A 13,281-nucleotide genomic window follows, 5' to 3' on the forward strand; every position below is an offset into this window, starting at 1 on the left:
GTTTGCAGCAAATTATTCGCCCCCAGCCTACACGCAGCAATTAAAATGTACGAACCGGTTAGTTTTTGGTGCGATTATCGAACACTATGCCGGTTTGGCGAATTGACGATTTTTTAGCCACTGCGCACCATCGATGACGCAACAGACCCAGAACACACCATAAAAATTTCAAAAAACGGGTACGACCTCATGCCTCTGCAAAATTCCGCCCTGGCCGCGCGCCCAGGCACCCCGCACGCCGGCATCGGCGACAAGATCCGCGGCGCCGTGGCCGTGGGCAAAACGCGCTGGGGCATGTTGGCCCTGGTGTTTTTCGCCACCACCCTGAACTACATCGACCGCGCCGCGCTGGGCGTCATGCAGCCGATCCTCGCCAAAGAGATGAGTTGGACGGCGATGGACTACGCCAACATCAACTTCTGGTTCCAGGTCGGCTACGCCATCGGCTTTGTGCTGCAGGGCCGACTGATCGACCGCGTGGGCGTGAAACGCGTGTTCTTCTGCGCGGTATTGCTGTGGAGCCTGGCGACGGGCGCCCACGGCCTGGCCACTTCGGCGGTCGGCTTTATGGTGTGCCGCTTCATCCTCGGGCTGACCGAAGCCGCCAACTACCCGGCGTGCGTCAAAACCACGCGCCTGTGGTTCCCGGCCGGTGAGCGTGCGGTGGCGACCGGTATCTTCAACGCCGGCACCAACGTGGGCGCGATGATGACACCGATGCTGTTGCCGTTGATCCTGCACGTGTGGGGCTGGCAGGCAGCGTTCCTGTGCATGGCGTCACTGGGCGCGATCTGGCTAGTGTTCTGGGGTTTGAAGTACTACAACCCGGAAGACCATCCGACGGTTAAACAATCCGAATTGGACTACGTGCAACGGGAAGTCGAACCGGAACAACCCGGCGTACCCTTCAGCCGCATCCTGCGCATGCGCGGCACCTGGGCCTTCGCCATCGCCTATGCGCTGACCGCGCCAGTGTTCTGGTTCTACCTGTACTGGCTGCCGCCGTTCCTGAACCAGCAATACAACCTGGGCATCAACGTCACCCAGATGGGCATCCCGCTGATCATCATTTACCTGACCGCCGACTTCGGCAGCGTGGGAGGCGGGATTCTGTCGTCGTTCCTGATCGGCCGTGGCATGAACTCGATCAAGGCGCGGCTGCTGTCGATGCTGCTGTTTGCCTGCTGCATCGTCGGCGTGATCATGGCTGCCGGCTCCAGCCAGCTGTGGGTCGCCGTGTTTGCCATCTCCCTGGCGATTGGCGCGCATCAGGCCTGGACTGCCAACATCTGGAGCCTGGTGATGGACTACACGCCCAAGCACATGATGAGCACGGTGTTTGGTTTCGGCGGCATGTGCGCGGCCATCGGCGGCATGTTCATGACTCAGATCGTCGGCCACATCCTTACCGTGACCAACAATAACTACACCGTGTTGTTCACGCTGATCCCGGCGATGTACTTCATTGCGCTGACCTGGATGTACTTCATGGCGCCGCGCAAGATTCCTACCGTAGACGTCTGATCTACCTGCGCCGCTGCTGCCAGGCAGCGGCCAGCCCGCTCATGCAGATCACCCCGATGCCGACCACCGTGGTCAAGTCGGGGCTATGGTTGAACACCAGCCAGCCCAACAACCCCGCGAATACGATCTGGCAATAGCCGAACGGCGCCAACAAGGCCGGCGCCGCGAAGCGGAACGCCTGGGTCAGCATCAAGTGCGCAGTCATCCCGCAGGTACCCAGGGCCAGCATCAACACGCCATGCCACAGCGTCGGGACCTGCCAGAAGAACGGCACCATCGCACTCATCACCAAGGTATTGCACAGGCCGGCGAAAAAGTTGCTGGTGGTGGGGGTGTCGAATTTACTCAGGATGCGCGTGAGCAGTTGGTAGAAGCAGAAGAACAGCGCCGAACACAGCGGCAGCAATACGGCCGGGGTAAACAGCTCGCCGCCGGGGTGGATAATGATCAGCACGCCGACAAACCCGCAGATGACCGCCAGCCACTGGCCGCGCGTCACGTGCTCGCCGAGCAGAGGCACCGAGAGCGCCGTCACCAGGATCGGCGCGAGGAAGTTCACCGCCGTGGCTTCCGCCAGCGGGATGTAATGCAGCGCCGCAGTGAAAAACAGGCTGGTGCCCAGCAGGCACAGCGCCCGCACCACCTGCATCCCCGGTCGTTTACTGCGCAATACACGCAGGCCTGATTGCGGCAGGAAGATGCCGGCCATCAACAAGGTATGCACCAGGTAACGCGCCCACACCACCATCACGACGGGGTAGAACCCCGCCAGGTATTTGGACAAGGCGTCGTGGCTGGAGAACAGGAACGTCGCCAGCACAATCAGCAGGATGCCCTTGAAAGGATGGTTGACGCCGGATAGAGGAGTACTGACGGTCATTGAATTCTCTTGCGTGACGGGCTGAACACGGAGCACTGAATGAAATAGCGCTCAACCCGGTAATCTAGCAGCCGGGCCGGAGTCTGCCCCAAGAGCATAACCAAACACCGTGCGAACAGCGCACTAAATCACGGGATTCGAGTCCAACGCTGCACGTTGATTGCCGTGTTGCACACTTTTTAACCAAGGCCCTGCCGCTATGAAAAAAACCTTCTTTGTTCTGTCTGCCCTTGCCCTGCTCACCGCTTGCAATCAGGAAGCAAAGGAAGCACCCAAACCTGCCCCGGCTTCGGTGCAGGCCACCCTGGTGCCAGAGACCCCGCCCACCGACAAATGGGTCGGCAAGTGGATCGGCGTCGAAGGCCTCAACCTGACCATCGCCAAGGACGACAGCATTGGCCGTGGTCATTACATCCTCACCATGCAATACGGCCTGGACGCCGATGACTCGGGCACCTTCAAGGGTGAAGCCGCCGAAGACGGCATCGCCTTCACCCGCCCCGACGGTCCACAGCTATTGCGGGCTGGCGACGGTGCCGCCACCGGGCTGAAATGGCTCGCGGATAAAAAGGACTGCCTGATTGTCGATACCGGCGAAGGCTATTGCCGCTAATAACGACCATAATCAAACACTGTCATCACCCAGAGGATTGCCCACATGCTATGGAAAAAAGGCCGACGCAGCGACAACGTGGTGGATGCCCGCAGTGACGGCGGCGGCGATGGGGGCGGCATGCGCTTTGGTGGCGGCAAAGGCCTGAGCCTGACGGCGATTGTGCTGATCGTCGGCATCGGCTGGCTGACCGGCCAGGACCCGATGCAGATCCTCGGTCAGTTGACCGGCCAGATGGAACAGGCACCGTCAGTGAGCACCCAATCGCGCCAGGCGCCGCCGGCCAACGATGAGCAAGCCGATTTTGTGCGGGCCGTCCTGGGCGATACCGAAGACACCTGGGGCCAGGTGTTCCAGGAAAACGGGTTGGCCTACAAGAATCCGAAACTGATCCTGTTCCGTGGCCGGGTGAATTCGGCCTGCGGTGGCGCCACCTCGGCCAGCGGTCCGTTTTATTGCCCGGCTGACCAGCAGGTGTACCTGGACCTGGAGTTTTTCCGGGAAATGTCGCAACGTTTCCAGGCCGCCGGCGACTTTGCCCAGGCGTATGTGATCGCCCACGAAGTCGGGCACCACGTGCAGACGTTGCTCGGCATCTCGTCGAAAATCCAGGCCGCGCGCCAACAGGGCCGGCAAATGGAAGGCGACGGAGGCCTGCTGGTCCGTCAGGAACTGCAAGCCGACTGCTTCGCCGGGGTGTGGGCCAACCGTGCGCAAAAGCGCTTGAACTGGCTGGAGCCCGGCGACATTGAAGAAGCGCTGAATGCGGCCAACGCGATTGGCGACGACCGCTTGCAGCAACAGGGTCAGGGCCGTGTAGTACCGGACTCGTTTACCCACGGCACCTCGGCACAGCGGGTACGCTGGTTCAAGACTGGCTTCGCCCAGGGCCAGATCAATCAATGCGATACGTTTACGGCCAAGAGTCTCTAGATGAATAAACGATTGGGATTGCTGCTGGGGTTGATGTTGACCTGCTTTACCACCTTGGCCGCCGAACATGGCGTCAAAGTCGTCAGTCCCGATCGTTTTCATCTGGATGCCGGTGACCTCAGCCTCGGCTTGAGCCAGGACTGGCGCCAGCCGCTGCCCCAGGTCACCCGTGCGTTGATCATCGTGCATGGTCGCCTGCGTAACGCGCAGACTTACCTGCAAAGCGGTGAAGACGCCGCCGAACACGCAGGCCAAGCTGCCCATACACTGGTGATAGCGCCGCAGTTTCTGAATGAGTTCGACGTGAAGCGCAACCACCTGGACAACCAGGTACTGCGCTGGAAGGGCAATGATTGGATGGCCGGCGAGTCCTCGACCGGCCCTGGCCAGGTCAGCTCGTACGGCGCCCTCGACCAGATCATCAAGCACCTGGGCAATCGCACGCTGTTCCCGGCGCTGAAAGAAATTGTGGTGGCTGGCCACTCCGGCGGCGGCCAAGTGGTGCAGCGTTTCGCCCTCACCGGGCACGAACACCCTACCCTCCTGACCGAAGGCATCCGCTTGCGCTATGTGGTGGCCAATCCGTCTTCCTACGCCTACTTCAGCCCACAGCGCCCGCTGAAGTTCGACGCGGCCAACTGCCCAGGCTTCGACGACTGGAAATATGGCATGCAACACTTGCCGGCCTACGCCAAGGGCCAGAGTGCCGAACAGCTTGAGCGGGTTTACGTGTCACGCAACGTTACCTATCTACTGGGCCAGCAGGACACCGACCCAAACCACCCAGCACTGGATAAAAGCTGTGAAGCCGAGACCCAAGGCGCGTATCGCCTGATTCGCGGGCACAACTATTTTGACTACCTCCAGCAGCGGCATCCGCAGTTGGGCCACAGGTTGGTGGAAGTGCCTGGAGTGGGGCATAACGGGGATGGGATGTTTACGTCGCCGGAGGGCCAGAAGGTACTGTTCCAATAACCCCCCCTGAAGAAGCCCACATTTGATCTCTATTGTCTGGGCTGGATCATCCGGCGCAGCGCCGCGCAATCCTCGGCATGCCAATCCGCCAACTCCGGCCACGGGTTTTCCGGCACGTTAACCAACACCGTCCGCGCACCTGCCGCTCGGCCACAATCCAGGTCGAAGCGGTAATCGCCGACCATCACCATCTCGCTCGGCGCGACATCCCAGGCTACCGCCAGTTTCAGCAAACCACCCGGGTCCGGCTTCGGCGGCGCATCATCACGCCCCAGCACATCCTCGATGGCAAAACAGTCCGCCAGGCCGATCGCCTCCAACGTAACGTGGGCCAACTCCTGCGCATTGCGGGTCAGGATGCCCAGCCGATAACCCCGCCCGGCCAGTTCGCGCACCAACTCAACCGCGCCATCTGCGGCGACCGAACCCAGCGCCAACTCGCGCTCATGCTCCAGCAGCCAGGCATGCTTGGCCGCCGCCTCATCCGCGGGCAACGCCGCCAGATGCGTGAGAATATCGTCCTCGGGCGGGATCTCCAGGGCCACGCGAATGGCCGCAAAATCATGCACGGCCACCGTCAGCGTGCCATCCATGTCGAACACCCAGTGCTTAACGTCCGCCAGGCTCATGCCCAGTCCTTGCGATGACGAATCAAGCCTTCCTGGGTCACCGAGGCCACCAGTTGCCCGGCGCGGTTGTACACGCTGCCCCGGGAGAACCCACGGGAATTGCCGGCCCACGGGCTGTCCATGGCGTACAGCAACCAGTCATCGGCGCGCAGGTCAGCGTGAAACCACAGCGCATGGTCGAGGCTGGCGACCTGCATGTCTTTCTGCCACACGGTCTTGCCATGGGGCAGCAACGAGGTGGTCAACAGGCCGAAGTCAGAGGCGTAGGCCAGCAGGTACTTATGCAGCGCCGGCGCGTCGGCCAACGCGCCGTCGGCACGAAACCACACGTACTTGACCGGGTCGGATGGCTGCGGGTTGAACGGGTCTTTTTCGGTGACCGGGCGCACTTCGATCGGCTTGGGGCACAGCAACTTGTCGCGCATATGCTCGGGGATCAAGTGCGCACGCTGTTTGGTCAGCTCAAGCTCGGACGGCAAGTTTTCCGGGCCGACCACTACGGGCATGGTGGTCTGATGGTCGAAGCCTTGTTCGTCGTACTGGAACGAGGTGGTACAGGTGAAGATCGGGTGGCCCTTCTGAATCGCCGTCACCCGGCGTGTGCTGAAACTGCCGCCGTCGCGCACGCGGTCCACCGAATACACCACCGGCAACGCCGCATCACCAGGACGCAGGAAGTAACCATGCAGGGAATGCACGTGCCGCGCTTCTTCTACGGTCTGGCTCGCGGCCGACAGCGATTGGCCGAGCACCTGGCCGCCGAACAGTTGGCGAAAACCCAGGTCCTGGCTGCGGCCGCGAAAGAGGTTTTCCTCGATCGGCTCCAGGGTCAGCAAGTCCACCAGATCTTCCAATACTTGGCTCATAGAGCAACTCCTACAACAATCGATAGGGCATTCCGGGCTGCTTATCCGTGCAGCGTGTCCAACCATTGGGCGCGGGTGATGCGATACAAAACATGATGGCGCAGCGGGTCATCGGCTGCGACCTTGGGGTGTTCAAAATCTGCCTGGGGATCGTAATGCATACCGATGGCCTGCATGACTTTTTGTGATGGCAGATTGGATTCCGTGGTGAAGGCAATGATTTCGTCCAGCTGCAAGCGGTCGAAACCGCAGCGCAGTGCTGTCCAAGCCGCCTCGCTGGCGTAACCCAGACCCCAGTGTTCGCGGGCCAGGCGCCAGCCGATCTCCACAGCCGGGGTGAACCCTGCCTCAAAGCTGACATGCTGCAGCCCGGTCAAGCCGATGAATTCGCCGGTGTCTTTGCGCTCCAAGGCCCAGAAACCGAAGCCATATTCGGCAAAGTGACCGCGAATACGGCCAATCAGCGCGGCGCTTTCCAGGTGGCTCAATTTAGCCGGGAAATAGCGCATCACCTGCGAGTCGGCGCACATGCGCGCAAACTCCAGCAGGTCGCTGTCGCGCCATTGGCGCAGCACCAGCCGTGCGCTTTCCAATTCGAGTATCGGCTCCATGGGTCCCCTCCCTTGCCATGTGCTTGAGTGTACAGCGCTGGTAAGATCCGTCGCAGGTTCCCGTCAGAAAATCCCATGCCTTTGCCATTGATCTACCACGATGACTACAGCCCCGAGTTCCCGGCGGACCATCGCTTCCCCATGGACAAATTCCGCCTGTTGCGCGACCACCTGGTAGACAGCGGCCTGACCGAGGACAGCCAACTGCTGCGCCCGCCACTGTGCCCACCGCAGATTCTGGCCCTGGCCCATGACGCTGGGTATATCGAGCGCTATATGAGCGGCGAGTTGTCCCGCGAAGACCAACGGCGCCTCGGCCTGCCTTGGAGCGAAGCCTTGGCCCGGCGCACCGTGCGTGCAGTCGGCGGCTCTATCCTGGCGGCGGAACAGGCGTTGGAACACGGCCTGGCCTGCCACCTGGCCGGTGGCACCCATCACGCGCATTACGATTACCCGGCCGGTTTTTGCATCTTCAATGACCTGGCCGTGATCAGCCATTACCTGCTGGCCAGCGGCCGGGTCAACCGCGTGCTGATCTTCGACTGCGACGTGCACCAGGGTGACGGCACCGCGCGCATCCTCCACGACACGCCGGACGCCATCACCGTGTCGCTGCACTGTGAAAAGAACTTCCCGGCGCGCAAAGCCCAGAGCGACTGGGACATTCCGCTGCCGATGGGCATGGGCGATGCCGATTACCTCAAGGTGGTGGACGACGCCCTTAACTACCTGTTGCCGCTCTATCAACCGGACTTGGTGTTGTACGACGCGGGCGTCGATGTACATAAAGACGACGCCCTCGGTTACCTCAAGCTGACAGACCAAGGCGTCGCCGCCCGCGACGAAAGCGTCATGCGCCACTGCCTGGGCCGCGACATCCCGGTGATGGGCGTGATCGGCGGCGGCTACAGCAAGGACCGCCCGGCCCTCGCCCGCCGCCACGGCATCCTCCACCACAGTGCGCAACGGGTGTGGACGTCATCAGGTTGTCATTGAACCGTGGGCGTTACCCACAATGCCTGTGGAACCACCTGTGGATAACTTGAGCGTAAGCACCTGAAAGCCAGAAGCGGTCTGGCCTGTAGGAAGTTGTACATTTTTTGATCAGGCAGTTGCGCCGTCCTCGGGTAGAATGCTCGGCCTATTCAGCGACCGTAGCCCAGCCCATGCCTCAGACCCCTGCTCTTCACGTTGCCATTATCGGCGGCGGCCCTACCGGGCTGATGGCTGCTGAAGTCTTGAGCCAGGCAGGCGTGCGCGTGGACCTGTACGACGGCATGCCCTCGGTGGGGCGCAAGTTCCTGCTGGCCGGCGTGGGCGGCATGAACATCACCCATTCCGAGGCGTACCCGGCGTTCCTGTCACGTTACGCCGAGCGCGCGCCGCATATGGCGCCCTTGTTGCGTGGGTTTGGTGCCGAAGCGTTGTGCGAATGGATTCATGGCTTGGGCATCGAAACCTTTGTCGGCACCTCCGGCCGCGTATTTCCTACGGATATGAAAGCCGCCCCACTGCTGCGCGCCTGGCTCAAGCGCCTGCGCGATCAGGGCGTGGTTATCCACACCCGCCATCGCTGGACCGGATGGAATGCAGAGGGTGATTTACTTATCCACAGCCCGGAGGGCGAGAAAGTTGTTCACAGCGATGCCGTGCTGCTGGCCCTCGGCGGCGGCAGTTGGTCGCGCCTGGGTTCCGACGGTGCCTGGCTCAAGCTGCTGGACGACAAAGGCGTGCCTTGCGCCCCCCTGCAACCCAGCAATTGCGGCTTCGAGGTATCGGCCTGGAGCGAATTGATGGTCAGTAAATTCGCCGGTGCGCCGTTGAAAAACGTCGCCATCGGCTTGGGGGATGACAAGCCTCGGTTAGGGGAATGTGTGGTCACTGCCACCGGCATTGAGGGCAGTTTGATCTACGCACTGTCGGCGCCGATTCGCGAAGCGATCAACCGCGACGGTTCGGCCACGGTGCACATCGACCTGTTGCCGAGCAAACCGCTGGATAAGGTCCAGGCTGCCTTGGCCAAGCCACGTGGCTCGCGCTCGATGAGCAAGCATTTGCACAGTCAGTTGGGGTTGGATGGGGTGAAAGCGGCGCTGTTGCGTGAGTTGGCACCGGCAGAGCACTTCAACGATCCGGCGCAACTGGCGGTGGCTATCAAGGCGCTGCCGTTGACGCTGGTGAAGACGCGACCGATGGATGAGGCGATCAGCACGGCAGGCGGCGTGCCGTTTGAGGCGTTGGATGAGCGCTTGATGCTCAAGCAATTGCCGGGGGTGTTTTGTGCGGGGGAGATGCTGGATTGGGAAGCGCCGACGGGGGGCTACCTACTGACGGGATGCTTTGCCAGCGGGCAGGCGGCTGGGCGTGGCATGTTGGAATGGCTTAACCGCTGAGATGTGTGGTGAATCTAGAGCCGCCATCGCAGGCAAGCCAGCGCCCACATTTTGATGTGTGAACACCGTCAAATGTGGGAGCTGGCTTGCCTGCGATGAGGCCATCAGCAACGCCGCAAAATCACTTCTTCTTACGCGGCCCAGTATTAAACACAGGCACCTTGCGCACCGGCTTGATCGAAGGCTCCACCGGCGCCGCATCCCCACTGTCCACCCACTTACCCAGGTTGCGCTTACCGCCACCCCCCGACGTTTTAGGCTTCTTCGGTTTTTTCGGCTTCTTCACCACTTGCCCGCTGGCATCGGTGTCCGGCACGCGGTGCTCCGGTTCGAAATCCTGCTCCATATGCCGGTTCAGCGTCTGACGCGTCAGCATCTCAATGGCCGACAGCATGTTCACTTCATCGGCGCACACCAGGGAAATCGCTTCACCGTTATTGCCCGCACGCCCGGTGCGGCCGATGCGGTGAATGTAATCCTCGGCCACAATCGGCAGGTCAAAGTTGACCACCAGCGGCAGGTCTTCGATGTCCAGGCCACGGGCCGCCACATCGGTAGCCACCAGGATCTGCACATCACTCGATTTAAAACGGTCCAGCGCACGTTGACGGGTGGCTTGCGGCTTGTCGCCATGGATGCCGTCGGCATTGATGCCCAGGCCTTGCAACTTATCCACCAGCGCATCCACGCCGTTACGGGTCTTGGCGAACACCAGCACCTGCTTCCAACGGCCTTTGCGCATCAGGTGCACAAACAGCTCAGCCTTACGCTTCTTGTCCACCGGCACCACCCATTGCTTCACGGTGTTGGCGGCGACGTTGCGCGGGCTGACTTCGATGGTCAGCGGGTCGTTGAGCATCTGACCGGCCAGCGTGCGGATCTCGTCGGAAAAGGTGGCGGAGAACAGCAGGGTCTGGCGCTTTTTCGGCAGCATGCGATAAATGTTGGCAAGCTCTTCGGAGAAGCCCAGGTCGAGCATGCGGTCGGCTTCATCCAGCACCAGGGTTTGCAGCTGGTTGAGTTTCAGCGCGTTCTGGCGGAACAGGTCAATCAGGCGGCCAGGCGTAGCGACCAGGATGTCGACGCCTTTGCGCAGCTTCATCATCTGCGGGTTGATGCTCACGCCGCCGTACACGGCGTAAGTGGTCAGCGGCAGGTTTTGCGCGTACTCGGCAACGCTGGCGTGAACCTGTTCGGCGAGCTCGCGGGTTGGGCACAGGATCAGCGCACGCGCCGAGTTGGCAGCGACTTTCGGCCCTTCCATCGTCAACAGTTGCAGCAGCGGCACGGCGAAACCGGCGGTCTTGCCGGTGCCGGTCTGGGCCGCGGCCATCAGGTCGCGACCGGCCAGCACCGCCGGAATGGCTTGCGCCTGCACCGGCGTCGGGGTCTGGTAGCCAAGCGTCTCAAGGGCGCGCAGCAAGGGTTCGATCAGGCCAAGGGTGGCGAAAGTCATGTATTTACCGTAGGAAAAATTCAGCGCAAGGGCGTAATGCGCCGCAGTTTACCTTATTTCCGGCCTCGGCTTGCGCCACTGGGGCAGGCTGATCAATAGCACCGCGCTGATAATCACCAACATGGCCAGGGCTTCTTCCATGCCGATGGTCTCGCCCACGAATACGATCCCCAACAACACCGCCACCGCCGGGTTGACGTAGGCATAGCTGGTAGCCGCCGCCGGGCGTACATGCTTGAGCAGGTACATATAAGCGTTAAAGGCGATGATCGAACCGAATACAGCCAGATAAGCCAGGGCCAGCCAACCTTCCAGCGGTGGCATAGCCTGCAGGCGTTCACCGGTCAACGCGCTGCCGATCAACAACGTGACGCCGGCCACCAACATTTCTGCGGCACTGGCCATGGCCCCTTGAGGCAGCGGCAAGCGCCGGCTCCACACCGAACCAAATGCCCACGAAGCGGCAGCAAATAACAACAAGGCAGCGCCCGTTGGGCTCGATTGCAACGTGCTGCCCATGTTGAGCATGGCGATGCCGATAATCCCCAGGACCACCCCGGCCCATTCCAGTCGGGTATTACGCGCGCCCCAGAAATAGCCACAGAGCAAGGTGAACAACGGCACCGTTGCCACGGCCAGTGCGGCAACGCCGGACGACACACCCGAGTGTTCGGCCAACGTCACCGCGCCGTTGCCGAAAGTCAGCAGCAAAATGCCGATTTTGGCGGCGGCCTTCCACTGCTCCCAAGTCGGCGCCGGCGCCCCGCTCCAGCGTAAATAGCCATACATCGCCGCGCCCGCCAGCAAAAAGCGAATCCCACCCAACATCAACGGCGGCCAGTACTCCACACCAATCCGGATCACTAGGTAGGTAGACCCCCAGATCACATACAACGCAAAAAAGGCGGCGATCAACGGTAAGGGAAAGCGACGTGGGCCAGGCATTGGGCAGCTCTATGGCAGATGTAGGGAGGCTTATTCTAAAAAAGCAGGTCGATAAACATAAGTTACAAAACCTGTTTAAACCGCCCATACACTTTTCAAAGCATGGTAATCAGCGCTATAAGCCATGCTTTCGAAAGCCACGCGTTACCGGAGCCTTATCATGGACAAATACGACCGCCTGCTCCTCAGCGCCCTGCTCGAAGACGGCCGCGCCTCCTACGCGCAACTCGCCCGCAAGGTAAACCTCTCCGCCCCCGCCGTCGCTGAGCGAGTGGCGAAGCTTGAGGCCAGTGGCGTGATCACCGGTTATCAGGCCAAGGTGGACCTGTCCAAAGTCGGCTTGCCAATTCAATGCGTGATGGAGTTGCGGCTGACTAACCACGGCAGCCAAAAGACCTACGACGCCTTGGCGCAGATCCCTGAGCTGACCGAGTGCCATCGGGTAACGGGTGATCCGTGCGTGATCATGCAAGCGGCAGTGGGCACCATGCCGGAGCTGGAAAACCTGATTAATCGGGTGGCGAAGTTCGGGTTCAGCAAGACCTCGATCATTTTGTCGAGCGCGATAGAGCGGCGGGTGCCGTTGGGGCAGTTGGAGGGGGTCGGGAAGAGTGGCGGCTGACCCACCGCCATCGCGGGCAAGCCCGGCTCCCACAATGAACCGAGTTACCTGGACTGCACGCGGTCAACCACGGGGTGGTGGATCGGGCGCTGTAGTGAGCGGGCTTGCCCCGCGCTGGGCTGCGAAGCAGCCCCAATAAGGCCGCCGCGATTTTTCAGTTAGCACTCGGTGCCAGGTTTTGGGGCCCAGCGCGGGGCAAGCCCGCTCACTACAAAGGCGGATCAGAACCCGCGATGTTTCTTCAGGTGCTCATTGATCTTCGCCGCCGGCACTTTTTGCAAGGTGCACAGCAACTCATGGGACAGTTCGCGCAGGCCGTGGGTGCCGCGCAGTTGCTGGGCCAGGTGCGCGGTCAGGTTGGCGGCCATCTCCGCATCCGCCATCGCCCGGTGAGCCTTGCCGGTGTGGGGCAGTTGGGCGAAGGCGTTGAGCGTGCCGAGTTTGTGGTTGGGCGCGGTGGGCATCAACCGGCGAGCCAGCAGTAGCGAACAAGCAAATTTCTGCAGGCGGGTGCGGCGGATCAAGCCCAGTTCGTAGTCCCAGAACTTCTGGTCGAACGCGGCATTGTGCGCCATCAAGGGCGTGGTGCCGACGAATTCATTGACTTCATTCATAACCCGCTCAGCCGGCGGTGCGCTGCGCAGCATGGCGTTGCTGATGCCGGTGAGTTGTTCGATAAAACCGGGGACGCGTACCCCGGCGTTCATCAGGCTCTGGTAGCGGTCCACGATCTGGCCGCGTTCCAGGATAACCACGGCGATTTCCGTAGCGCGGCAGTGGCTGCTCGGGGTGATGCCGGTGGTTTCAAAGTCGATGACCGCTATACGTTCCAAC

At 61.4% G+C, this 13,281-nt stretch carries 14 protein-coding genes; 7 read left to right on the forward strand and 7 right to left on the reverse strand.

Going from position 1 to position 13,281, the window contains the following annotated elements:
• Positions 1-189: 189 nt before the first annotated feature.
• Entirely contained in the window at positions 190-1,524 is a 1,335-nt protein-coding gene (locus JBO08_RS24150) for an MFS transporter (protein WP_065880390.1), read from the forward strand.
• Between the two features lies 1 nt (position 1,525).
• Here the strand turns inward: JBO08_RS24150 and JBO08_RS24155 are convergent, their stop codons facing one another.
• Positions 1,526-2,404, reverse strand: a complete 879-nt coding sequence (locus JBO08_RS24155; protein WP_220075029.1) for a DMT family transporter — start codon at positions 2,402-2,404, stop codon at positions 1,526-1,528.
• 199 nt (positions 2,405-2,603) lie between these two features.
• Between JBO08_RS24155 and JBO08_RS24160 the strand changes: the two genes are divergently transcribed.
• The 3 genes from JBO08_RS24160 to JBO08_RS24170 are packed head-to-tail and all read left to right on the forward strand — an operon-like array spanning position 2,604 to position 4,925.
• Positions 2,604-3,017: a membrane lipoprotein lipid attachment site-containing protein gene (locus tag JBO08_RS24160; RefSeq protein ID WP_220075030.1), complete on the forward strand. Its 414-nt coding sequence runs from the start codon at positions 2,604-2,606 to the stop codon at positions 3,015-3,017.
• A 45-nt stretch (positions 3,018-3,062) separates the two neighbouring features.
• A complete protein-coding gene (locus JBO08_RS24165) occupies positions 3,063-3,950 on the forward strand; it encodes a neutral zinc metallopeptidase (protein WP_220075031.1) in 888 nt (295 codons plus the stop codon).
• Positions 3,951-4,925 carry an alpha/beta hydrolase gene (locus JBO08_RS24170; RefSeq protein WP_220075032.1) on the forward strand — a complete coding sequence of 325 codons (975 nt, stop codon included), beginning with the start codon at positions 3,951-3,953 and terminating at the stop codon, positions 4,923-4,925.
• Between the two features lie 29 nt (positions 4,926-4,954).
• Here the strand turns inward: JBO08_RS24170 and JBO08_RS24175 are convergent, their stop codons facing one another.
• From JBO08_RS24175 to JBO08_RS24185, 3 genes are read right to left on the reverse strand one after another with little or no spacing between them, the layout of a single operon-like run.
• Positions 4,955-5,554 (reverse strand): HAD family hydrolase, encoded by a 600-nt coding sequence (locus JBO08_RS24175; RefSeq protein ID WP_065873647.1) that lies wholly within the window; start codon positions 5,552-5,554, stop codon positions 4,955-4,957.
• Positions 5,551-6,420: an acyl-CoA thioesterase II gene (gene tesB, locus JBO08_RS24180; RefSeq protein ID WP_065873648.1), complete on the reverse strand. Its 870-nt coding sequence runs from the start codon at positions 6,418-6,420 to the stop codon at positions 5,551-5,553. The genes JBO08_RS24175 and tesB overlap by 4 nt, the downstream gene beginning before the upstream one ends.
• Before the next feature lie 41 nt (positions 6,421-6,461).
• The gene (locus JBO08_RS24185; protein WP_065873649.1) at positions 6,462-7,031 is read right to left on the reverse strand and encodes a GNAT family N-acetyltransferase; all 570 of its coding nucleotides are present in this window, start codon (positions 7,029-7,031) and stop codon (positions 6,462-6,464) included.
• A 75-nt stretch (positions 7,032-7,106) separates the two neighbouring features.
• Between JBO08_RS24185 and JBO08_RS24190 the strand changes: the two genes are divergently transcribed.
• Both JBO08_RS24190 and JBO08_RS24195 read left to right on the forward strand, forming a co-directional pair.
• The gene (locus JBO08_RS24190; RefSeq protein ID WP_049711412.1) at positions 7,107-8,027 is read left to right on the forward strand and encodes a histone deacetylase; all 921 of its coding nucleotides are present in this window, start codon (positions 7,107-7,109) and stop codon (positions 8,025-8,027) included.
• Between the two features lie 170 nt (positions 8,028-8,197).
• Positions 8,198-9,424 carry a TIGR03862 family flavoprotein gene (locus JBO08_RS24195; RefSeq protein WP_220075033.1) on the forward strand — a complete coding sequence of 409 codons (1,227 nt, stop codon included), beginning with the start codon at positions 8,198-8,200 and terminating at the stop codon, positions 9,422-9,424.
• A gap of 121 nt (positions 9,425-9,545) precedes the next feature.
• Here JBO08_RS24195 and JBO08_RS24200 read toward each other — a convergent pair whose 3' ends face one another.
• Positions 9,546-10,880, reverse strand: coding sequence for a DEAD/DEAH box helicase (locus tag JBO08_RS24200; protein ID WP_220075034.1), 1,335 nt, complete (start codon positions 10,878-10,880; stop codon positions 9,546-9,548).
• A 48-nt stretch (positions 10,881-10,928) separates the two neighbouring features.
• Positions 10,929-11,825 (reverse strand): drug/metabolite exporter YedA, encoded by an 897-nt coding sequence (gene yedA, locus JBO08_RS24205; RefSeq protein WP_065945965.1) that lies wholly within the window; start codon positions 11,823-11,825, stop codon positions 10,929-10,931.
• Positions 11,826-11,985: 160 nt separating this feature from the next.
• Here yedA and JBO08_RS24210 point away from each other — a divergent pair, with 160 nt between their 5' ends.
• Positions 11,986-12,447 (forward strand): Lrp/AsnC family transcriptional regulator, encoded by a 462-nt coding sequence (locus tag JBO08_RS24210; protein WP_065880398.1) that lies wholly within the window; start codon positions 11,986-11,988, stop codon positions 12,445-12,447.
• A 221-nt stretch (positions 12,448-12,668) separates the two neighbouring features.
• On the opposite strand, the gene JBO08_RS24215 is transcribed toward JBO08_RS24210, so the two are convergent.
• Positions 12,669-13,280 carry a PolC-type DNA polymerase III gene (locus JBO08_RS24215; RefSeq protein ID WP_065873654.1) on the reverse strand — a complete coding sequence of 204 codons (612 nt, stop codon included), beginning with the start codon at positions 13,278-13,280 and terminating at the stop codon, positions 12,669-12,671.
• Position 13,281 lies beyond the last annotated feature (1 nt).

The organism is Pseudomonas sp. LAP_36 (assembly GCF_019456785.1).
GTDB classification, from domain to species: Bacteria; Pseudomonadota; Gammaproteobacteria; order Pseudomonadales; family Pseudomonadaceae; genus Aquipseudomonas; species Aquipseudomonas tritici.